11 protein-coding genes are annotated in these 23,286 nt (G+C 60.1%); 6 read left to right on the top strand and 5 right to left on the bottom strand.

Annotated elements, in window-relative coordinates; genetic code table 11:
• The first annotated feature begins 55 nt into the window (after window positions 1-55).
• The 3 genes from M0D65_RS01085 (at window position 56) to M0D65_RS01075 (ending at window position 12,074) form a co-directional block, all read left to right on the top strand.
• Window positions 56-1,801, top strand: coding sequence for a ShlB/FhaC/HecB family hemolysin secretion/activation protein (locus M0D65_RS01085; protein WP_266250475.1), 1,746 nt, complete (start codon window positions 56-58; stop codon window positions 1,799-1,801).
• 80 nt (window positions 1,802-1,881) lie between these two features.
• Window positions 1,882-11,184, top strand: a complete 9,303-nt coding sequence (locus M0D65_RS01080; RefSeq protein WP_266250474.1) for an MBG domain-containing protein — start codon at window positions 1,882-1,884, stop codon at window positions 11,182-11,184.
• A gap of 116 nt (window positions 11,185-11,300) precedes the next feature.
• Window positions 11,301-12,074, top strand: coding sequence for a DeoR/GlpR family DNA-binding transcription regulator (locus M0D65_RS01075; RefSeq protein ID WP_091010545.1), 774 nt, complete (start codon window positions 11,301-11,303; stop codon window positions 12,072-12,074).
• Window positions 12,075-12,100: 26 nt separating this feature from the next.
• Here the strand turns inward: M0D65_RS01075 and M0D65_RS01070 are convergent, their stop codons facing one another.
• Entirely contained in the window at window positions 12,101-14,512 is a 2,412-nt protein-coding gene (locus tag M0D65_RS01070) for a YadA-like family protein (protein ID WP_266250472.1), read from the bottom strand.
• Between the two features lie 471 nt (window positions 14,513-14,983).
• On the opposite strand from M0D65_RS01070, the gene M0D65_RS01065 reads away from it, so the two are divergent.
• Window positions 14,984-17,464, top strand: coding sequence for an FAD-dependent oxidoreductase (locus M0D65_RS01065; protein WP_266250470.1), 2,481 nt, complete (start codon window positions 14,984-14,986; stop codon window positions 17,462-17,464).
• Window positions 17,465-17,481: 17 nt separating this feature from the next.
• Window positions 17,482-18,354, top strand: a complete 873-nt coding sequence (gene purU / locus M0D65_RS01060; RefSeq protein WP_266250469.1) for a formyltetrahydrofolate deformylase — start codon at window positions 17,482-17,484, stop codon at window positions 18,352-18,354.
• Window positions 18,355-18,369: 15 nt separating this feature from the next.
• Here the strand turns inward: purU and M0D65_RS01055 are convergent, their stop codons facing one another.
• The 3 genes from M0D65_RS01055 to M0D65_RS01045 form a co-directional block, all read right to left on the bottom strand.
• Window positions 18,370-19,179 carry an SDR family NAD(P)-dependent oxidoreductase gene (locus M0D65_RS01055; RefSeq protein WP_266250467.1) on the bottom strand — a complete coding sequence of 270 codons (810 nt, stop codon included), beginning with the start codon at window positions 19,177-19,179 and terminating at the stop codon, window positions 18,370-18,372.
• A gap of 54 nt (window positions 19,180-19,233) precedes the next feature.
• On the bottom strand, window positions 19,234-20,847 hold the full coding sequence (locus tag M0D65_RS01050) for an L-lactate permease (RefSeq protein ID WP_266250466.1): 1,614 nt from the start codon (window positions 20,845-20,847) through the stop codon (window positions 19,234-19,236).
• 97 nt (window positions 20,848-20,944) lie between these two features.
• The gene (locus tag M0D65_RS01045; protein ID WP_091010561.1) at window positions 20,945-21,268 is read right to left on the bottom strand and encodes an NIPSNAP family protein; all 324 of its coding nucleotides are present in this window, start codon (window positions 21,266-21,268) and stop codon (window positions 20,945-20,947) included.
• A 173-nt stretch (window positions 21,269-21,441) separates the two neighbouring features.
• On the opposite strand from M0D65_RS01045, the gene M0D65_RS01040 reads away from it, so the two are divergent.
• A complete protein-coding gene (locus tag M0D65_RS01040; RefSeq protein ID WP_266250464.1) occupies window positions 21,442-22,335 on the top strand; it encodes a helix-turn-helix domain-containing protein in 894 nt (297 codons plus the stop codon).
• Here M0D65_RS01040 and M0D65_RS01035 read toward each other — a convergent pair.
• Window positions 22,304-23,221: a type 1 glutamine amidotransferase domain-containing protein gene (locus M0D65_RS01035; RefSeq protein ID WP_266250462.1), complete on the bottom strand. Its 918-nt coding sequence runs from the start codon at window positions 23,219-23,221 to the stop codon at window positions 22,304-22,306. The two genes, M0D65_RS01040 and M0D65_RS01035, sit on opposite strands and share 32 nt — an antisense overlap.
• Window positions 23,222-23,286 lie beyond the last annotated feature (65 nt).

Here is a 23,286-nt window from a genome sequence, read left to right as displayed (position 1 = left end):
CGAATTTTCGGCAGATTCTGTGCGGCATCTTCTCAGTGCGCTGTAGAGGATCGCTATGACCAAGTGCTGGAACGGCATGCATGGTGCACCTTATGGCGAGACTGGCCGCCATGGCCGAAGCCATAAGAAGAACGGGTACGGTTGGGGGGCGGGGATCCTGATAGTCGTGCTGGCGTCGCCGGCCCAAGCTCAGGTAGCGCCGACACCACCCAACTCCGGGCAAATTCTGCGGCAGATCGAGCAGGCTCCACAGAGCTTGCCGCCGCAAGCACCGTTAAAGCTCGATGTCCAGAATGCCGCGCAATCCGTTTTGCAGGCACCGCCCACCGCGAAATTTCGCGTAACGGGCTTTCGCATTCAAGGCAACACCGTCTACCCCGAAGCGCGCTTGCAGCCATTGCTGCACGATGCGATCGGTCGCGATCTGGATCTGGCCGGTCTGGAAGAAGTCGCAGCACGCATCACCGGTTACTACCGGGATCATGGTTTCCTGCTCGCGCGTGCGTATCTGCCTGCACAGGACATCCACGATGGCGTCGTCGCTATCGCCATTCTGGAAGGCCGCTACGACAAGATCGTCGTGCACAACGAATCGCTGGTGAGAGACTGGGCCGCCGACATGCCGCTGCACGTCTTGCAACCCGGCGATGTCGTGCAGACCCAGCGTCTCGAGAGTGCCTTGTTGCTGACGGGAGATCTGGCCGGCGTCGGTGACGTGGCGTCGACGCTGCACCCAGGCAGCACGGTTGGCACGTCGCAACTGGATGTGGCGATCCCGGCGGATCGGCGGGTGTCGGGTTCGGTATCGCTCGATAACTACGGCAACCGCTATACCGGCGGCGATCGTCTTGGCGCTTCGCTTGCGGTGAGAAGCCCGTTAGGCATCGGCGATCTGTTCAATGTCGACGGCCTCGTCTCCGACGAGCATCAATACTATGGCCGCGCCAGCTATCAGGTGCCGGTGGGCAGTTATGGCACGCAGATTGGCGCCGCGTATTCGGCGCTCAGGTATTCGTTGGGCAAAGAGTTCGATCAACTCGATGCGCATGGCACGGCGCGGACTGTCGGTGGTTTCCTGACCCAGCCGTTGATTCGCCGGCGCGATTTCAATCTGTCCGCCCGCATCGGTGTCGACAAGGTTGAACTGATCGACAAGATCGATCTATATGGCACCCGCAATGCGCGCAATCTGCTGAACTGGACCTTGAGCCTGAACGGCAACCTGCGCGACGGTTTCGGTGGCGGTGGCGTGACCAGCTTTAGCGTCAGCTACCTGACCGGCCAGCTCGATTTTCATGATCCGCTATCGAAAGAACTGGATGCGATCAGCGCGCATACCGAAGGCCACTTCCAGGTATGGAATTTTTCGCTGCTAAGACTGCAACGCCTGACTGACCGCTTTAGCCTGTACGGCGCATTTCAGGCGCAGGTTGCAAGCAAGAATCTCGATTCCGCCGAGCAGTTCCAGTTGGGCGGCGCCTATGGCGTGCGCGGTTACCCGCAAGGCGAAGGCAACGGCGATCAAGGCTACCTCGCGACGCTCGAACTTCGCTATGCGCTCACGCCTGCATGGCAGCTTGCCGGTTTCTACGATGTCGGCCACGTCACGATCAGCAAGGACCCGTGGACCAGCGACGTGAACAGCCGCACGCTCGGCGATGTCGGTGTCGCGGTGCGCTGGAACTATGCGGCTCACTGGAGTGTGGATAGCGCGCTCGCCTGGCGGGTTGCCGGCGGTACGCCCGATAGCGGACCGGATCACAACCCGCGAGTCTGGATCCGCGGTAGCTATTACTTTTGAGTTTGCGGCCTGCTGACGAGAGTGGAAGCAGGGCATCAGGTCGGCTGCACCCTTCGGCTTTGCCAGGGACGATCGCTATCATGACTACGCGCAATCCTCGCTTCGTCTTGCATCCGGTGACGCATGCCGTGCTGTTGTTGCTGCTGCTAAGCGGTACGGCAGCGGCACAAAGCCTGCCTACTGGTGGAAGCATCAGCGTCGGCAACGGACGCATCTCGCAGAGCGGTCAAACGCTGACCGTCGATCAAGGCAGCCCGAAGCTGTCGATCAACTGGAACAGCTTCAATATCGGCGCCGGGCAGACGGTGAATTTCAATCAGCCCGGTACCAGCGCGATCGCGTTGAATCGCGTGCTAGGCACCGACGGCAGCAAGATCTTCGGTCAGCTCAATGCGAACGGCCAGGTGTTCCTGATCAATCCCAATGGCGTGTTGTTCGGCCGGGGAGCGCAGGTCAACGTCGGCGGTCTCGTTGCGTCGACGCTCGGTCTCAGCGATCAGGATTTTCTCGCGGGGCGCTACCGTTTCAGCGGTTCGGGTACACCGGGTGCAGTGCTCAACCAGGGCAACCTGCATGCGGCCGATGGCGGCTACATTGCGATGCTCGGCGCTCAGGTCGATAACGAAGGCTTGATTCAGGCGCGTCTTGGTAGCGTGGCGTTAGGAGCGGGGCAGGGCATCACGCTGAACTTTGCCGGCGACCGCCTGCTGAACCTGCAGATCGACCAGGGTGTGGCGGGCGCACTCGCACAGAACGGCCAATTGATTCAGGCCGACGGCGGCAGCGTGTGGCTCACCGCGAAGGCCACAGACGCACTGCTCGATACGGTGGTGAACAACCAGGGGATCATCGAAGCGCGAACCCTGGAAAATCACAACGGCACGATCACGCTGCTCGGCAATATGGATCAGGGGACGGTCAAGGTCGGTGGCACACTGGACGCTTCGGCACCCAACGGTGGAAACGGTGGATTTATCGAAACGTCGGGCCACATCGTGCAGGTTGGCGATACCGCGCGGATCACCACGAAAGCAGCATCCGGCAAGACCGGCCAGTGGCTGATCGATCCCACCGATTACTACATCGGCAACGATCCCGGCAACGGCAGCAGCTTCATGACCGGCGCGACGCTCAGCGCGAATCTGGCGAACACCAACATGACGATTGCGACGCTGCCCGGTGGCAGCGCGCCTGGCGATATCTACGTCAACCAGGCGGTCAACTGGAACAGCGGGTTTAGCCTCGATCTGGAGGCGTACCGCAATATCAACGTCAACGCGAATATCACCAATGCGGGTGCGGGGAACATCATCCTGCGTTCTGACAAGACCGGTACCGGTATAGGTACGGTCATCTTCAACACGGGTAATACCGTGGGTACGGCGGGTTCGATATCGCTTTACTACAACCCCAGCAGCTATACCGCGCCTACTGTCTACACCGGCAATATCAGCGCGGGTACGCTAAGCGCGTACATGCTCGTGAACAACGTCACGCAGTTGCAGGCCATCACGAACAACCTCGCCGGTATCTATGCGCTAAGCCAGAACATCGACGCGTCGGCGACATCGACCTGGAACAGTGGTGCGGGTTTTGTACCGATCGGCGGTGGAAGCTATTTCACTGGCACGCTGGATGGACAGGGGCATGTGATTTCGAACCTGTTTATCAATCTGCCCAGTACGAACTACGTCGGGCTGTTCGGCAAGATTGGCGGTTCTGCTAACACGGGGATCATCAGCAATCTTGGCATCGTCAATGCCAATATTACGGGTTATAGGTTTACCGGCATCCTGGCCGGTTATACCAGCTATGGATCGGTGACCAATACCTATGTCACAGGCGCATTGAATTCGGGAGATGACTACGTCGGTGGCCTGGTGGGGCAAAGCGAAAACGGTGTTTTCGCCAATGTGTACTCCACCGCGTCTGTGTCGGCTCCCGATACCTCCGGTAGCGGCAGCGACGAAATCGGCGGGTTGATCGGTGCGATCAGCAACGGTTCGATTACCAACTCCTACGCGACGGGTGCAGTGAACGGCGGTGATGATTACGTCGGCGGACTGGTTGGCGACGCACGCACTTCGACTATTACCCGGTCCTATGCCACCGGGAGCGTGCAAGGTGCAACTGGCTCGCAGGCCACCCAGTATATGGGCGGACTGGTTGGCTATTCGACGGCGAACATCAGCGATTCCTATGCGACCGGGTATGTGACCGGCGGCTATGATTCGGTCGGTGGGTTCATCGGCTGGAACGACGGCGGAACGGTGACCAACTCGTTTTCGACCGGACTGGTGCGCAGCCCTGCCACTAACGTTGCAGGATTCATCGGCTTTAACAAGGGCGGTGTCACCAATTCCTACTGGGATACAACGACCAGCGGCCAGAGCCTGGGCGCCAACAGTGTAGCGACCGGCATCACTGGGCAAACCACCGCGCAACTTCAGGGCGGTTTGCCCAGCGGTTTCAATCCCGCGGTGTGGGGGATCGAGCCGGGCATTTCCTACGGCTATCTGAACTGGCGCTTCCCTACCGGCCCGACCATCGTCTCTGGCATGGCCAATACCGGTGGCGACAACAGCGCGTTAGGCGTGAAACTCGCGGGCGGCGGCAACCTGCTTGAGAACGCCACCACCGGCGCTAACGGTTACTACTACTTTACGGTTGATCCGCGGCAAGGCCCGGTGCTGACCTGGCTGTCGGGGGGGGCCGCGGTCGGCAACGCGCTGACTAACATCGACGCCGTGGGCGGCAATGCTACCGGTCTCAACATCGTGGCCAACACCGTCACGGTGTATTCATCCGACGTTGCCACCCTGAGCGGAATCATGGCGCCGCCGCTCGGCGGGCTGACCGCCCCGGGCGTTCTCTATACGGTCGACGGTTCGAGCTTGACGCTTACGCCGAACATCAATCTGAACTTCACCGCTACCACCGATCTGACCATCGATCGCAACATCACCACCACCGGCACCGGGACGGTGCTGGTTAAAGGCAGTGGTGCTTTGACGCTTGGTGCCGGTACTACGGTGAGCAGCCAGGCTAGCGGCAATGCAGTCGTGCTGTCGGCGCAGACGGTTTTCAATAACCAGTCCGGTGCGGGGGCTGTCAGCACAGGCAACGGCCGCTGGCTGATCTATTCAGCCAATCCGGCTAACGATAATTTCAACAATCTCAACAGCGCCAACGTCGCTGTGTGGAGTTCGACGTATGCGTCTCAACCTCCGGGCGGTGTGACGCAGACGGGCAACCGCTATCTGTTTTCGGTCCAGCCGACGTTGACCTTCACGTCGAGCAATCTCGGCAAGGTCTACGGCAATACTGGCAACGTAGGTAGCACGTATACCGTGAGTGGTGGTTTCGCGGAGACGGGCGTCGCCGGTGCCTATCTTGGCGAGAATCCTCTTAACGCTTTTAGCGGTGCGCCTACGCTGGGTTCGGCCGGCACGCTGAGTAGCGCTAATGTGGGCGGTTATCAGATCAATATCGCGCAAGGCACCGTGTCGGCCTTGAATGGCTACGCGCTGGTTTTCCTGAGTTCGGGGCAGTTGACCGTTACGCCACGGCCGATCACGCTGACTGGCGATCAGTTGAGCAAGATCTACGGCAACACCGATCCGAATCTGACTTACCAGATCACTAGCGGCAACCTCGTAGGTACGGACACATTGAGCGGTGCTTCTGCGCGGCTGGCGGGCCAGAACGTTGGAAACTACGCGACTAACCAAGGGACACTCGCCAACAGCAACTATGCGATTACTTTCGTCAACGGAAATCTGCAGATCACACCGCGGCCGATTACGCTGACAGGTGATCGGCTCAGCAAGATCTATGGCAATACTGATCCTAATCTGACTTACCAGATCACCGGTGGCAATCTGGTGGGTACCGATACCTTGAGCGGTGCTGCCGTGCGTCAGGTGGGTGAGAACGTGGGTAACTACGCGATCAACCAGGGGACGCTTGCTAACAGCAACTATGCGATCACGTTCGTCAACGGACAGCTACAGATCACGCCAAGGCCGATCACGTTGACTGGTGATCAGTTGAGCAAAATCTATGGCAATACCGATCCGAATCTCACCTACCAGATCACGGGCGGTAACCTGGTGGGTACCGATACGCTGAGCGGGACGGTAACGCGTCAGACCGGCGAGAACGTGGGCAATTACGCGATCAACCAGGGGACCGTCGCTAACAGCAACTACGCGATCACCTTCGTCAACGGGCAACTACAGATCACGCCGCGACCGATCACGCTAACCGGCGATCAGTTGAGCAAGATCTATGGCAACACCGATCCAAATCTCACCTACCAGATTACTAGCGGCAATCTGGTCGGCACTGACACGTTAAGCGGAGCTGCCGGTCGTCAGGCCGGAGAAAACGTCGGCAACTATGCGACCGGTCAAGGGACGATTGCTAACAGCAACTACGCGATTACGTTCGTCAATGGCCAGTTGCAGATCACACCGCGACCGATCACGTTGACCGGCGATCAGCTCAGCAAGATCTACGGCAATACCGATCCGAACCTGACTTACCACGTCACCAGCGGTAACCTCGTAGGCACTGATACGTTGAGCGGCGTGGCTGTGCGTCAGGCAGGCGAGAACGTCGGCAATTACCTGGTCTCGCAAGGGACACTGGCTAACAGCAACTACGCCATTACCTTCGTCAACGGCGGGCTGCAGATCACCCCGCGGCCGATTACGTTGACCGGCGACCAGTTGAGTAAGGTCTACGGCAACACCGATCCGAACCTGACGTATCAGGTCACCACGGGCAACCTGGTGGGCGCCGATACGCTGAGCGGAACGGTGACACGCCAGGCCGGCGAGAACGTCGGCAATTACCTCGTCTCTCAAGGGACACTGGCCAACAGCAACTACGCGATCACCTTCGTCAACGGGCAACTACAGATCACACCGCGTCCGATCACGTTGACGGGCGATCAGTTGAGCAAGGTCTACGGGAATACCGATCCGAATCTGACGTATCAGATCACCGGCGGCAATCTGGTAGGTACAGACGCACTGAGCGGAGCGGTGACACGTCAGGCGGGCGAGAACGTTGGCAATTACCTGGTTACTCAGGGGACGCTGGCCAATAGCAACTACGCGATCACCTTCGTCAACGGCGGACTGCAGATCACACCGCGGCCGATCACGTTGACGGGCGACCAGTTGAGCAAGGTCTACGGGAATACCGATCCGAATCTGACTTATCAGGTCACTGGCGGTAACCTGGTAGGGAGCGATACCTTAAGCGGAGCCGCGACGCGTCAAGCTGGAGAGAACGTCGGCAACTATGCGATCGCTCAGGGAACGCTTGCCAATAGCAACTACACGATCACCTTCGTGAACGGTGAACTGCAGATTACGCCGCGACCGATTACGCTGACCGGCGATCAACTGAGCAAGGTCTATGGCAATACGGATCCGAATCTGACGTATCAGATTACGAGTGGGAACCTGGTCGGAACGGATGCGATAAGCGGTGCTGCGACACGTCAGACTGGTGAGAACGTAGGCAACTACGCGATCAACCAGGGAACGCTCGCCAACAGCAACTACGCGATCACTTTCGTCAACGGACAGCTACAGATCACGCCGCGACCGATCACGCTAACCGGCGATCAGCTGAGCAAGATCTATGGCAAAACGGACCCGAATCTGACGTATCAGATCGCCGCTGGGAACCTGGTCGGCACGGACACCTTAAGCGGGGCGGCGACACGCCAGGCCGGCGAAAACGTCGGTGGCTACGCGATCAACCAGGGGACGCTCGCCAACGGCAACTACGCGATCACCTTCGTCAACGGACAGCTACAGATCACACCGCGACCGATCACTCTGACCGGCGATCAGTTGAGCAAGATCTATGGCAACACGGACCCGAATCTGACATACCAGATCACAAGCGGCAACCTGGTGGGGAGCGATACCTTAAGCGGCGCTACGACGCGTCAGACCGGCGAGAACGTCGGCAACTACGCGATCAACCAGGGAACGCTCGCCAACAGCAACTACGCGATCACCTTCGTCAACGGTCAGTTGCAGATCACACCGCGACCGATCACGTTGACCGGTGACCAGCTGAGCAAGATCTACGGCAACACTGATCCGAACCTGACGTATCAGATCACCGGTGGCAACCTGGTAGGCGCGGACACGTTAAGTGGAGCGACGACACGTCAGGTCGGCGAGAACGTCGGCAGCTACCTTGTCACTCAAGGAACACTGGCCAACAGTAACTACGCTATCACCTTCGTCAACGGCGGGCTGCAGATCACCCCGCGCCCGATCACGTTGACGGGCGATCAGCTGAGCAAGATCTACGGCAACACCGATCCAAACCTCACTTATCAGATCACCACCGGCAACCTGGTAGGTACGGACACGTTAAGCGGCGCTACGACAAGACAGATTGGCGAGAACGTCGGCAACTACCTGATCACTCAAGGGACACTGGCCAACAGCAACTACGCCATCACCTTCGTCAACGGCGGACTGCAGATCACCCCGCGGCCGATCACGTTGACGGGTGACCAGCTGAGCAAGATCTACGGCAACACCGATTCAAACCTCACTTACCAGATCACCACCGGCAATCTGGTAGGTACAGATACGCTGAGCGGTACGACGACACGTCAGACCGGCGAGAACGTCGGCAACTACGCGATCGAACAGGGCACACTGGCCAACAGCAACTACGCGATCACCTTCGTCAACGGCCAACTGCAGATCACGCCGCGGGCGATTACGCTCACGGGTGATCAGCTAAGCAAGATCTATGGCAACACCGATCCGAACCTCGCTTACCAGGTCACCAGCGGCAATCTGGTGGGCACCGATACGTTGAGCGGAGCCGCAACCCGTCAGACCGGCGAGAACGTCGGTAGCTACGCAATCACTCAAGGGACGCTGGCTAACAGCAACTACACGATCACCTTTGTGAACGGCCAACTGCAGATCACGCCGCGACCGATCACGCTAACGGGCGACCAGCTAAGCAAGATCTACGGCAACACGGATCCGAACCTGACGTACCAGATCACCAGCGGCAACCTCGTAGGCACCGACACACTAAGTGGAGCGACGACACGTCAGGCCGGCGAGAACGTTGGCGGTTACGCGATCAGTCAGGGCACACTCGCCAACAGCAATTACACGATCACCTTCGTGAACGGCCAGTTGCAGATTACGCCGCGCCCGATCACGCTAACCGGCGATCAGTTGAGCAAGATCTATGGCAACACGGATCCGAACCTGACGTATCAGATCACCGGCGGCAACCTCGTAGGCACCGACAGTCTGAGTGGTGCGATTACGCGTCAGGCAGGAGAAAACGTTGGGAACTACGCAATCGGGCAGGGCACACTGGCCAACAGTAACTACGCGATCACCTTCGTGAACGGCCAGTTGCAGATCACACCGCGACCGATCACGCTGACCGGCGATCAGTTGAGCAAGATCTACGGCAACACCGATCCGAACCTGACGTATCAAATCACCGGTGGCAACCTGGTAGGCACTGACACGCTAAGCGGTGCTACGACAAGGCAGACCGGCGAGAATGTCGGCAACTACGCGATCGAGCAAGGGACGCTAGCCAATAGCAACTACGCGATCACCTTCGTCAACGGGCAACTGCAAATCACGCCACGAGCGATCACCTTAACCGGCGATCAGCTCAGCAAGATCTACGGCAACACCGATCCAAACCTGGCTTACCTGGTCACCAGTGGCAATCTGGTCGGCAACGATACCTTGAGCGGAGCGGCCACCCGGCAAGCCGGCGAGAACGTTGGCAATTACACAATTGGCCAAGGCACACTCGCCAACAGCAACTACACGATCACTTTCGTCAACGGCCAGCTACAGATCACACAAAGGCCGATCACCTTGACCGGTGACCAGTTGAGCAAGATCTACGGCAACACCGATCCGAACCTGGCGTATCAGGTCACCAGCGGCAATCTGGTCGGCAACGATACCTTGAGCGGAGCGGCCACAAGGCAAGCGGGCGAGAACGTCGGCAGTTACGCAATCAGTCAAGGCACGCTCGCCAACAGCAATTACACGATCACGTTCGTCAACGGCCAGCTACAGATCACCCCACGACCGATCACGCTAACCGGCGATCAACTGGGCAAGATCTACGGCAACACCGATCCGAACTTCACCTACCAGATCACGAACGGCAACCTGGTGGGCGGCGATACCTTAGGCGGAGCGGCGACACGGCAGGCCGGCGAGAACGTCGGTGGCTACGCAATCGACCAGGGCACGCTAGCCAACAGTAACTACGCGATCACCTTCGTCAATGGACAGCTACAGATCACCCCCAGGCCGATCACGCTCACCGGTGACCAGCTAGGCAAGATCTACGGCAATACCGATCCGAACTTCACGTACCAGATCACGAACGGCAACCTCATCGGCACCGATACGTTAAGCGGCACGGCGACGCGTCAAGCCGGCGAGAACGTCAGCGGCTACGCAATCGAACAGGGCACACTGGCCAACAGCAACTACGCGATCACTTTCGTCAACGGGCAACTGCAAATCACGCCTAGGCCGATCACCTTGACCGGCGATCAGCTAAGCAAGATCTACGGCAACACGGATCCGAACTTCGCTTATCAGATCACCGGCGGCAATCTGGTCGGCAACGACAGCCTGAGCGGAGCGGCGACACGTCAGACTGGCGAGAACGTCGGCAACTACGCGATCGGTCAAGGCACACTCGCCAATAGCAACTACGCGATCACCTTCGTCAACGGCCAGCTGCAGATCACGCCAGCCACACTGACCGTGCGTGCCGACAACGTCACGGGATACTGGGGTTTCCTCGCGCCCTACAGTGTGACGGTCAGCGGCTTACGCTATGACGATACGGCCACCGGAGTGCTGGGCGGCAAGTTGACTTTCAGCACCAACGTCGGCACGCCGTTACCCGGCGAGTATGTGATTACGCCGTCGGGTTACAGCGCGCTAAGTCCCAACTACGTGCTGAACTATGCAGCCGGCACGCTGCAGTTGCTGCCAGCCAACCCGCAGGTACCGGGACAACCTGACAACGGTTATCACGGCTCGATCGCGAGTCTGGGTGGACTGCTCGGTCACGGCGGTGGCAGTGGCTTCGGCGGCGGTGCATTGGGTCAGGGCAGCAGCAGCGGAGTGGGTGGTGGCGTGGTCGGTCAGGGCAACGCATTCGGCCCGAACAGCTTCAGCAACAATGCGGTCGCGCAAAGCACCGATCACGAAGGCAAAGCGCACGGAGAAAAGGAACCTCAGGATGCGAGCGGCGGCGATCGCTACATCCGCCTCATCAACGGCGGCGTGAGACTTCCTGCGGGGTTGATGCCGCTCTGATAACGGCACGCTATGGTCGTTGCGGATGTGGGTTTCTTTGGAAATGCGAGGGAACGGCTATCGTCCGATGGCCGCCTTTGCTAGACTGGCCGCCATCGCATCTTCTGCCGGCCCCCATGTTCTCGACCCAACGCAAAGCTGAAATCATGCGCATGCTGCGCGCGAAACAGACCTGCACGATCACCGAGCTTGCAGAAGTTTTCGCCGTATCGGACGAGACCATCCGGCGCAACATCAAGCCGTTGATCGCCGAGGGGCTGCTGGTCAAGGTCCATGGCGGCATCATGCTGCCCGACCGGCTCGACGAACCGCCGTTCCAGCGGCGGATGCAGGAAAACGACGCGGCGAAGCGGGTGATCGCCGCGCAGGTCGGCGAACTGGTACGCGACGGCGACTCACTGATTCTCGACGGCGGCACCACTTGCGTCCACGTCGCGCAGGCGTTATGCGCCCGTTCGCGGCTGACCGTCGTCACCAACTCCACCGAGATCGCGCATATGCTTGCCACGCGCAACGACAATCGCGTGTTCATCACCGGCGGCGAGTTGCGTGCCGACGACGCAGCGGCGTTCGGCGAAAGCGTGCTGGCTTTCATGCGTCAGTTCTATGTCCGCTATGCGATCGTCTCGGTAACGGCGATCGATGCGCAAGGCCGCTTTATGGACGCGCAACCCGCCGATGTCGCGTATTCGCTTGCCGCATTTGCGCAGGCGGAGCGTCGTGTTGTCGTCGCGGATCACGCGAAGTTCGGACACAGCGCACTGGTGCATGCGTTCGGCGCGGAGGCGGTGAATCTGCTGATCACCGACGAGGCGCCGTCGCCGGCACTGGCTCAGGTGCTGGCCGCGGCGGGTGTCGAAGTTTGCTACGGCGCACCGGAAGCGGCCTAAGCCGTAAGCCGGGTGATGGCCTGCGCTTACCACTGCATCGACCCACCGACACCAAACGCCGTACCACCCGCACTCAAACTCGCGCCAGCTCGCACCTTGATGTTTTCGGTGATCCGGGCGGTGCCGCCAATCGCCGTTGCCTGATAGCCGCGATACGATCCGACGCCGACGCCGAGCGACAGGGTCTTGCCCTTGTCGACTTCGGGAATCATCGTCAGTGCAGTGGCCGCCGCGACGCCCGAGTACGCGTTGCGTGCCGTGTCGTTGACGCTCTGCTGCAATTGTCCGAAGCGCTGGTCCGTGTAGCCATTCGCCTGCGAAAGCGCGGAGTTGAGCTGGTTCACGTTCACTGCGTCGGTGCCGCTTACGCCACTGCCGACATTGGTCATGCGTCGCTCGTTGCCCACCGAGCCGACCGATACGGTGTTGTCTTCGGATGCGACTGAGTTGTTGCCAAGCGCGACCGAGTTCGTGCCGCTTGCGTGTGCACCGTTACCCAGCGCTGTACTGCCCGTGCCCGACGCAACGCTTCCGCTTCCCGCCGCGGTCGCATTGGCTGCATTCGCGACCGGTGCCTGATAGGTAGACGGATTGCCGGCGATCACCGATCCGCCAGCGGACGAAGCATTGTTGCCTGCACCATTCGATGCAGCCGGAGCAACCGGCTTGATGCTGTTCGACAGCGAGCTCATTGCGGCTTGCAGCTGGCTCAGGTTCACTGCATCGGTTGCCTGCGTACCGGCGGCGACGTTGGTGATCTGGCGCAGCGAACCGGCGAGACCGACCGATACCGCACCCAGTGCCGTGGTGAAGTTGGCGCCGGAAATCGGATCGGTGAACGTTCCTGCTGCGCGATTCGCGATCGATCCCGAGCCCAGTGCAACGCCACCCGCTGTCGTCACGCTGGAATTCGCGCCGAGCGCGAGCGACGAGCCGCCCGTTGCGCTTGCGTTCGAACCGAGTGCGACATCATGAGTCATGGTCGTATTCGAACCGGCCACGCCAGCCACCGCACCGGTGCCTTGCGCAATGCTGTTATCGCCGTTGGCGATCGCATTCGAACCCGTCGCGATCGAACCGTTACCCGTCGCGCTTGCCGACGGGCCGATCGCTACGCTATCGGTGCCGGTCGCGCTGCTATCCGGTTGCGTCGAATTCGCGTGGAAGTACTTGATGCCCGCACCGCTATTGATGTTCTGCACGGAGTTCGTGACCGAATCGATGGCCTGGTTGGTCGCATTCAGCTGTGCACCGTTGACCGCATCGGTGCTGGTTGCATTGACTGCGCCGGCCGCGACGTTGGTGATCTTCTGCGGTGCGCTGCTACCGTGGCTCGCGTCATAGGCGCCGAGTGTGCTGTTCCATTGCAACGCGTTTTGTTGCAAGCCGTTGATGTTCGATGCATTCGTCGACACGTTGCCTTGCAGCGTCGTGACATTCGCTTCCGTCGTCGTCATGCGTTTGCCGAGACCCGTGACGGCTTGATTCGTCGCATTGAGTTGCGAGCCGTTGATGGCATCCGTGCTCGTTGCGTTGATCTGTCCTGCCGCGACGTTGGTAATCGTGCGCTCGTTGCCTGCCGCACCGATGCTTACCGTGCTCGACGGCGACGTGCCGGCAAACTTGTACTTCGTACCGTTGATCGTCGTGCTTGCCGTACCGACAGCGGCCGACGTCGTCGAGCCCGCGCCGAGTGCGACATCGTTCGCGTTGTTTGCCGCGCTACCCAGACCGATTGCAACGGCCGCCGACTGCGAAGCGCTCGCCTGACCACCAATAGCAATCGCATCCGCCGCGCTCGCCTGCGCCCCACGCGTTGCGTTACTACCGATGGCAATCGCGCCGTTACCCGAAGCGACCGTCGAATCCGCAGCCGACAGCGGTGTCGTGCCGTCACCGCCAGCCCCACCGATCGCGACAGAATTCGTCGCACTCGCCACACTGCCGAAGCCGACTGCCGTGCTTGCGGTACCGGACGCATTTGCCTCGGTGCCGGCCGCAGTGCCCCATTTTCCTGCGGAGGTCATGAAGCCAAAGGCCGAGCCGCCTTCGCCGGTGACCTGGGAATACGAGCCATAGACCGTGGCGGCGAGTTGATCGTTGCCGCTTGCGTTGCAGCCGGCTACGTTCGAATAGGTCCCGGACCCGTTGACGGGTTGTACGCTTTCACCGGGTACGCCGGAGCGCCCGACAGTGCCCGTGCCGGTTGAATCGCAGTCCTCGACGGACTTGTAGGTATTGGCGTGGGCGGGCACGGAGAGCCCGAGGAATAGTGTCGTGGCGACGATGGCGAGTACGCTTGCCTCGAACGGCACGCGCGCTGACACCGAGGTGCCATTCGATTTCCGGAGGATGAATCCGCGAGTCGTTGCCGCGTCTTGGTTGTTCGTGCCGGTGGCTGTTTCAACGGCGATCAGTCGGTTCAAAAAGGCTTTCATCTCGATCTCATTAACATTGGTTGATGTAACAGTTGCGAAAGATAAATGAGATAGAACTGAAAGATTGCAAAGAAACGCAAGATCGGCCCGGCGAATTGTTAGATCTTGCCAGGTGGCGCTTCACAATTGAGATGACGCGGGCCGAAAAGCCAGTAAACGCAAGGGTTTCCGGGCAGCACCCGATCCGTCTGACCAGGCGGACCGGCAGCGCTGGATCTCATGAATTTCCCGACAGGCATGCGTGCTGGAAGCGGGAGTTGTAAGGTTGGTTACCTATATCAACGCGAATCAACGTAAATCAACGATCTGAATGTGGATTTGATGGTGACCTTACTCCGAGGGCCGTAAGCCGAAATCCGGCCGCTTCCCTGTGGCATTTGTGGTTTTATCTTGCATTTTGCGTCATCTTAAGGCACACTAAATCCACATCGAGTAGCGAAATCACACGTAATACCGGACAGATATCAACATATGTCAACAAATATCCCTCAGCACGCCCGCGTAGTGATCGTCGGTGGCGGCATCATCGGTTGCTCCGTCGCCTATCACCTGACCAAACTGGGCTGGACCGACGTCGTGCTGCTCGAACAGGGCCAACTGTCCTGCGGCACCACCTGGCATGCGGCCGGTCTGGTCGGGCAATTGCGTGCGCAGGAAAGCATGACCAAGCTGATCCGCTATTCGACGGCGCTCTATGCCGAGCTGGAGGCCGACACCGGTCTCGCTACCGGCTGGAAGCAATGCGGTTCGCTATCGGTTGCGCGCACGGCCGAACGCATGACGCAACTCAAACGCACGGCCGCGGTAGCACGCGCCTACGGCGTAGCGTGCGACGTGATCGGCCCGAAGGAAGCCGGCGACTTGTGGCCGGTAATGCGCACCGACGACCTGCTCGGCGCGGTCTGGCTACCCGGCGACGGCAAGGCGAATCCCACCGATCTCACGCAAGCACTCGCACGCGGCGCACGCACGCGCGGCGCACGCATCGTCGAGAACACACGCGTGACTGCGATCCATACGCGGCAAGCCGAAACGGGCCGCGAAGTCAGCGGCCTCGCGTGGCGCAACAAGGACGGCGAAGAAGGCACCATCGCAGCGGACATCGTCGTGAACTGCGCGGGCCAATGGGCGAAGGCCATCGGCAGGATGTGCGACGTGACCGTGCCGCTGCATTCCGCCGAGCACTACTACATCGTGACCGAGCGCATCGCCGGCGTGCATCCCGATCTGCCGGTGATGCGCGATCCAGACGGCTACATCTATTTCAAGGAAGAAGTGGGCGGTCTCGTGATGGGCGGTTTCGAGCCCAACGCGAAGCCCTGGGGCATGAATGGCATTCCGGAAAACTTCGAATTCCAGTTGCTGCCCGACGACTGGGATCAATTCCAGATCCTGATGGAAAACGCATTGCAGCGCGTTCCCGCGCTCGAAACCGCGCAGGTCAAGCAGTTCTACAACGGTCCGGAATCGTTCACACCGGACAACAACTTCATCCTCGGCGAAGCGCCTGAATTGCGGCGCTTCTTCGTCGGCGCGGGCTTCAATTCGATGGGGATCGCGTCGGCGGGCGGGGCAGGGATGGCGCTTGCCGAGTGGATCGTCGCGGGCTCACCGACGATGGACCTGTGGCCCGTCGACATCCGCCGCTTTGCACGCTTCAACGGCAACGACACGTGGTTGCATGATCGCGTGAAGGAAACGCTCGGTCTGCACTACGCGATGCCCTGGCCGAATCGCGAACTCGATACCGCGCGCCCGTTCCGTCGTTCGCCGCTTTACACATTGCTGCGCGACGAGGGTGCGTACTTCGGCAGCAAGATGGGTTGGGAGCGCCCGAACTTCTTCGCGCCGAGTCCGGCCGAAGCGCACGTCGAGTACGGATTTGGCCAGCAGAACTGGCTGCCGTGGAGCGGTGCGGAACATCGCGCGTGCCGTGAGAGCGTCGCGTTGTTCGACATGACGTCGTTCTCGAAACTGCTCGTCAAGGGACGCGACGCCGAAGCGGTACTGCAAGGCATCGTCGCCAACGATGTCGCCGTGCCGACCGGCACGACCGTGTATACCGGCATGCTCAACGAGCGCGGCAACTACGAATCCGATTTCACGTTGACCCGTCTCGCCGACGATCAATACCTGATCGTCACTGGCTCCGCACAAACCACACGCGACTTCGACTACATCGAAAAATCGATTCCGCACGACAAGCATTGCACGCTGGTCGATGTGACGGGGCAGTATGCGGTGTTAGCGGTGATGGGGCCGCGCGCTCGCGATCTGCTGCAGAGCGTGTCGAAGGCCGACTGGAGTCACGCGGCTTTTCCGTTCGGCCAGAGCCGCGAAGTCGATATCGGTTACGCAACCGTCCGCGCGACGCGCCTGACCTATGTCGGCGAACTGGGCTGGGAACTCTACGTGCCGGTCGAATTCGCGGCCGGCGTGTACGAAACGCTGCATGCGGCAGGCAAGCCGTTTGGTCTCGTCAACGCGGGCTATTACGCGATCGATTCGCTGCGTATCGAGAAGGGATATCGCGCATGGGGCCGTGAACTCACGCCCGATTACAACCCGTTCGAAGCAGGTCTGTCGTTTGCGTGCAAGCTCAACAAGGACATCCCGTTCCGTGGTCGCGAGGCGCTATTGAAGCTGCGCGACGAACCGCTGCGGCGTCGTATGGTGGTGCTCACCGTCGACGGTGCAAGCGATCGCATGGTGTGGGGCAGCGAAGCGATCCTGCGTGACGGCAAACCGGTCGGCTTCGTGACCTCGGCTGCTTTCGGGCATACGCTCGGCTGCCCGGTAGCAATGGGCTACATTAGCAATCCGGACGGTGTCGCCGATGCCACTTACCTGAACAGCGGTCACTACACGATCGACCTCGCAGGCGAACTGCTGCCCGCAACGGTTCATCTGAAAGCGCCGTACGATCCGCGCTCCGAGCGCGTGAAAAGCTGATCGAACGGAACCCGCTCATGGCCGTGCCTGCAAACAGCTACATCCTGAAACTGTCGTGTCCGGACCAACCCGGTATCGTCAATGCCGTCTCGGCGGCGCTGCTCGAATGCGGCGCGAACATTGTCGATTCCGCGCAATTCGGCGACCGGCGCACTGCGCAATTTTTCATGCGCACGCACTTCCAGCTGCTCGCAAGCGATGCGACGTATGACGATCTATGCGCAAAGTTCGAACCGCTTGCGCAACGGTGGGGGATGCAATGGCAGATTGGCGACGCATCGCACAAGCCACGTGTGCTGCTGATGGTGTCGAGGTTCGGCCACTGTCTGAACGACCTGCTGTTTCGCTATCGCACAGGGCAGCTGAACATCGAAATTCCCGCGATCGTGTCGAATCACAAGGACTTTTATCAGCTGGCTGCGAGCTACAACATTCCCTATCATCACTTCCCGTTGTTGAAGGCGACGCCTGAATCGAAGGCTGCGCAGGAAGCAAAGATCTGGGACGTGATCCAGGACCAGGCGATCGATCTCGTGGTGCTCGCGCGCTATATGCAGGTGCTATCCGCCGATATGTGCGAGAAGCTCGCGGGCCGCGCGATCAATATTCATCATTCGTTTCTGCCGAGCTTCAAGGGGGCAGGGCCGTACCAGCAGGCCTACGATCGCGGCGTCAAGCTGATCGGCGCAACGGCCCACTACGTCACCACCGATCTCGACGAAGGACCGATCATCGAGCAGGCCGTCGAGCGCGTCGACCACGCGATGGACCCCGACGATCTGACGATGATCGGGCGCGACGTCGAATGTGTCGCGCTGTCGCGGGCGGTGAAGTGGCACCTGGAGCATCGGGTGATTATCAACGGGCACCGGACGGTGGTGTTCCGCTGATCTTCAGCATCGTGCTCAGGTCGATGGCCTCGTCGACGTGAGGCCTGTTGGCGGCCCATCTATCGCTGTCCACCCACCGTCGACCGACAACGAACTGCCGGTGATATAGCTCGCCGCGTCGGATGCAAGGAAAGCGATCGCCGCACCCGCTTCAGACGGCTGTCCCCAACGGTTGAACACGGTGTGCGCCGCATAGACGTTGTAGATGTCGGCGCGTTCCTTGATCGGCGCGGTCAGTTTCGTCTCGATGATGCTCGGCATGATTGCGTTCACGCGCACGTTGTAGGGTCCGACTTCCGCAGCAAACGCTCGCACCATCTGCGCGATGCCGCTTTTAGACGCGGCGTAGATGCCCAATCCAGGTTCGATCGTGACCGCGCGCATCGACGAACACGCGATGATGCTGCCAGAACCTTGCTGCTGCATCGGACGTCCAAAAGCGCGCAGAAAGTGGAACGTGCCTTTCAGGTTCAGCGTCATGACACGGTCGTATTCTTCTTCCGTGTAATCCATGATCAGCTTGCGGATGTTCAACGCGGGGGTGCTCACCGCAATGTCGACGACGTGGCGTGCGCGCACGACATTGGCTGCCAGCGCTTCGATCTGCTTGCCATCGGCGGCATCGATCTTGACTGCTTCTGCTTCGCTCACACTGTTGATCTCGTCCGCGGTAGCCTTCGCGCCGTCGATATCCGCATCGGCGCAAACCACATAGGCACCGAGGCTGCCTAGCGCTTCCGCAGCGGCCTTGCCGATACCGGATGCCGCACCGATCACGACCGCCGTCTTACCGCTGAGATCAAACAGTTTTCGATAGTCTTGCATGTTCGGCTCCGAGGTTGCCCGACTCGATCGGGCAATGAGGTAAGCGATGAGCGTTCACAACATCCACGCCAGTACCGGTGTGGATTGCAGATAGACCAGCGCGGCCAGGACCGCCAGTAACGCGATGCTCCAGCCGATTACTTTACGGAAGATCAGACCTTCCTGCCCGATAATGCCCACGGCCGCGGCACCCACCGCCAGACTTTGCGGCGAGATCATCTTGCCGAGTACGCCGCCTGACGCGTTGGCCGCCGCGAGCAGCGCAGCCGATAAGCCGGTTTCGTGTGCCGCTGCAGCCTGCAATGCACCGAATAGCGCGTTCGCCGAGTTGTCCGAACCTGTGACCGCGACACCGAGCCATCCGATCACTGGCGAGAGAAACGCAAATCCCGAACCGGTACCTGCCAGCCATCGTCCTAGCGTAGTCGTTTGCCCAGAATAGTTCATCACAAACGCAAGAGCCATGACACCGAGCACGGTTGGAAAAGCCCATCGCAGTTGCACGAGGGTTCGACGATAGATATCGATAGAAGCGCGCGGAGGGATTTTCAGCACGAATGCCGAGAGAATTCCCGACAACAGCAGCAGCGAGCCGGCGGCAGAAAGCGTGTTGAGTGTGAAGACCGCGCTAATCGCGGTGTCGTCCTCTGTCGTAATCGCAAGACCGGGCCACGCAAATTTCAGCGTGCCCGTCGCCAGGATTCTTTGCACGACGGGAAACTGTGCGATAGCGAAAATGACGACGATCAGGGCATACGGCACATACGCTGTCATCAACTCCTTGCGCGAATGCCTGAGCGCAACGCCGACGGGTGCCGTGGTTACCGCATTCTCGAATGCACCGGCGGGCAACCTGACAGGTGACCACGCTTTCAGAAACATCACGATGGCGCCGGCGGAAGCCAGTGCAGCGATAACGTCGGCAAGGACAATCGAAAAGTAACTGGCGCTAAGCCATTGCGTAATAGCAAACGCAAACCCGGACACGATCGCGGCCGGCCAGACCTGGCGTAAGCCGCGTTTGCCGTCCATGATCCAGATCAGCACCAGCGGCACGATCGCAGCGACGACAGGCGTCTGCCGCCCAACGTGCTTGCCGATCTCTTCGAAGGAAATGCCGGTGACCTGGGCGAGCGTCGTGATCGGTACGGCGAGCGCGCCGAATGCAACCGGTGCGGTGTCCGCTACCAGTGCAATCGTCGCGGCCTTGACCGGTTTGACACCGATCGCGACCAGCATCGCGCCGGCAATGGCAACGGGCGTACCGGCACCGGCGAGCGCCTCGATCAAGGCACCGAAGCAGAAGGCGATCAGGATGGCCTGGATGCGCGGATCGTCGCTGACAAGAGCAAAGCTATCGCGCAGGATCGCGAAGTGGCCCGACTGGACAGTGAGGTTGTACAGCCAGATCGCGTTGACGATGATCCAGCACACGGTCAGCAGACCAAAAACCGCGCCGTATGCCGCGACGTCGAGAATCGTCAATACCGGCATGCCGTAGACAAAGCCGGCAACCAGCCCACCGAACACAAGCGCAATCACCGCCGATAGATGCGGCGAGATTCTCAACCACCCGAGCATCAGGAACATCGAAGCGAGGGGCAGCGCCGCGAATAACGACGACACCAGGAGCGACCCGTAAGCGGGGTTGTAGGTTTGATGGAACATTGTCTCCTCCAGTTTTTATCGTCTTTGCCGGCGTGCTATCTCCTCATGGTCGTCGGTCCCTTGCGGCGTCGGTCATGTGCGTGGACTGCAATGAAAGTCAACGCGGTAGCGGCGCGAATTTAGCCGGCGTCATCAACTGGTTTTCCTGTGCGACCAGATAACCCGCCTGCGCACTTCTTTCCAGGTAGGCGATCCAGTCCGGATCGGCCTGAAGCTGTGCGCGACGCGCGCTGCGATCTGCCGCGTCCTGAAACACCCAGATATGCGTGTAGCAGTTCAGACGGCCGGACTCGGCAACCATATAGGCGAGCGGTTCCCCGAGATGTTTGCGCTGAATGTCGAAGCCGTGCTCGGCATAGAGCGCGAGATGCTTGTGCAGTGCGCCAGGCCTTGCGGTGTAGGTGCGAACATCGAGTAGCATGAATGAGCTCGTATCAGGGTAAACGGGAGGGCGCGAACGCCGCGGCAACGCTATCGTCGTAGACGTGAGTGCCTTCGCGCGCGCTTCGATGTGAAGAAAATGCTACTGAGCGTAGCGCTCGGCGCGGTAGGACTTAACGTACTTTCTATTGGATTTTTCTTCGCGAGACAGACATGAAAGCGGGGCGCCAACCTGAAGCTACTCCAAACTTCGAGGTCTCCGACTTTGGCGGGACGGGTAGCGACTTCCTGTTCGACCTGGTGAAGCTGGAGGGGCGCAACGAACTACCGCGAGCCTTCCTGCATCGGCATAGCTACTATCACATTCTCTGGATGTGCAATGCGCAAGGCCGGCATGTGCTCGACTTCGACAGTTACGAAATCAAGCCGTATTCGGTCTTCTTCATTTCACCGGGGCAGATCCACGGATGGACGTCGACGATCGACGCCAGTGGTTACGCGATCAATTTCAGCGCGGAGTTTTTCCTGCAACTATTTCCGCGTGCGGAAGAGCCCGCCGATTCTCCTTTCTTCCATATCGCCCACACCGACCCGGTTCTGTATCTCACGCCCGAGCAGCATGCCGAGCTGTTTCCGCTCTTGCTCGAACTCGAGAAAGAGTTCAAGAACCAGCAGCGCTGGCGCTACGATGTCGTGCGCTCGTTCTTGCAGATTCTGTTGATCCGGTTGCGTCGACTGCATCGGCCGCACGGCACGGAGTCGGTACTGCCGCGCAGCTATAGTTTGACGCGCAGCTTCAAGGTGTTGATCGAAGACCACTACCTCGAATTCGGCTCGGTGCAGGACTACGCGTCGCTGCTGTTCGTCACCGATCGAAAACTCAACGAAGCAGTCAAGGCGACGACGGGACGCACGGCGACCCAGTTGATCCACGACCGGGTGCTCATGGAAGCAAAGCGCTTGCTGGCGCAGTCGGAATTGAACGTCGCCGAAATTGCCTATCAGCTCAACTTCGACGACTTCGCGTATTTCTGCCGCTTCTTTAAAAAGAATGTGCAGTTGACGCCTAGCGAGTTCAAGAAGAAATTCTCGGTTGCGTTTTCGTGAGCGCGCATTCTTCGAGCAGCTCGGCATACTCTCGCGCAAAGCGATGCACGTCGCCAGGCCAGCGCGCCGATACATAGCGGCCGTCGCGCACGACGAAGGCGGGCCGTTCGTCGCTGTCGCTATCGCGTGCAATGCCATCGGTCTTGCTGCGATAGTCGGGGGCATCGCGTGGTACGTCGAGAAAATCTTCGGGGCGGGCCAGCTCGCGCGTCACCTCCTGCTGAACCGACATGTAGCCGGCGGGCTGACCAGGCGACTCACTGTAGGTGCGGTAATAGTCGGGATCCCAGAAGCGGGTGAATCGCGTGAGCGATGCGGCCTTGTGTTCCAGTGCCCACGTCAAGGCGGTCGTGCGCAATCCGTACAGTACCGATCGTCCGTCGGGGCGACGGCTGCGAGCGGCCAGCAGTACGCCGTGACAGATCGCAGCAATTGGCATCTCCGCAGCAAAGCACGCGGCGGTGACAGCCTGCAACTGTCCACTCTCGAGATACTCGCGCATGCCGCGCGCCCGGTGACCGCCCGCCAGCAGCAGGCCATCGAAGTCCGCGATGTCGATTGCATCCCAGCGTAGTGGGTTTTGAAACGCGGTGTCTGCGCGGAGTTGCGCGTAAGCGTCGCGTGCATCGCGCCGTGCCCGCAGTATCAAACCGACCAGCGGCAGGCACCGTAACCCCGGAATCCAGCCCCACGGGTCGAGGCCGCGGCCATTGATCATCAACGGATCGCATTCGGCAGGGCGGCCATCCGGCGTGGCGAAACTGACGCGGTGTCCACGCGCCCGCAGAATCTGCCAGCTCACGGCGACTTCGCTCGGATCGGAATCGCGGGAAGGGAGCGGCATCAGGATATGTGCCGTGGTGCATTGCGCGGCATTGGCCGTCATAAGAATTTTTCCTCTCAGGATTTTGAATGCGCCGCGCATGCCGGTAAGGCGATGGCGGCGCTACC

The organism is Paraburkholderia sp. CHISQ3 (assembly GCF_030464945.1).
GTDB lineage: Bacteria > Pseudomonadota > Gammaproteobacteria > Burkholderiales > Burkholderiaceae > Paraburkholderia > Paraburkholderia megapolitana.
This window is presented reverse-complemented; position numbering and strand designations above follow the sequence as displayed.

Excerpts from the sequence above, each read along its gene's own strand:
- M0D65_RS01055 (WP_266250467.1), bottom strand. The coding sequence starts at position 19,179 with ATGCAAGACTATCGAAAACTGTTTGATCTCAGCGGTAAGACGGCGGTC.
- M0D65_RS01085 (WP_266250475.1), top strand. The coding sequence starts at position 56 with ATGACCAAGTGCTGGAACGGCATGCATGGTGCACCTTATGGCGAGACT.
- M0D65_RS01040 (WP_266250464.1), top strand. The coding sequence starts at position 21,442 with ATGAAAGCGGGGCGCCAACCTGAAGCTACTCCAAACTTCGAGGTCTCC.
- M0D65_RS01035 (WP_266250462.1), bottom strand. The coding sequence starts at position 23,221 with ATGACGGCCAATGCCGCGCAATGCACCACGGCACATATCCTGATGCCG.
- M0D65_RS01070 (WP_266250472.1), bottom strand. The coding sequence starts at position 14,512 with ATGAAAGCCTTTTTGAACCGACTGATCGCCGTTGAAACAGCCACCGGC.
- M0D65_RS01080 (WP_266250474.1), top strand. The coding sequence starts at position 1,882 with ATGACTACGCGCAATCCTCGCTTCGTCTTGCATCCGGTGACGCATGCC.
- purU (WP_266250469.1), top strand. The coding sequence starts at position 17,482 with ATGGCCGTGCCTGCAAACAGCTACATCCTGAAACTGTCGTGTCCGGAC.
- M0D65_RS01075 (WP_091010545.1), top strand. The coding sequence starts at position 11,301 with ATGTTCTCGACCCAACGCAAAGCTGAAATCATGCGCATGCTGCGCGCG.
- M0D65_RS01050 (WP_266250466.1), bottom strand. The coding sequence starts at position 20,847 with ATGTTCCATCAAACCTACAACCCCGCTTACGGGTCGCTCCTGGTGTCG.
- M0D65_RS01045 (WP_091010561.1), bottom strand. The coding sequence starts at position 21,268 with ATGCTACTCGATGTTCGCACCTACACCGCAAGGCCTGGCGCACTGCAC.
- M0D65_RS01065 (WP_266250470.1), top strand. The coding sequence starts at position 14,984 with ATGTCAACAAATATCCCTCAGCACGCCCGCGTAGTGATCGTCGGTGGC.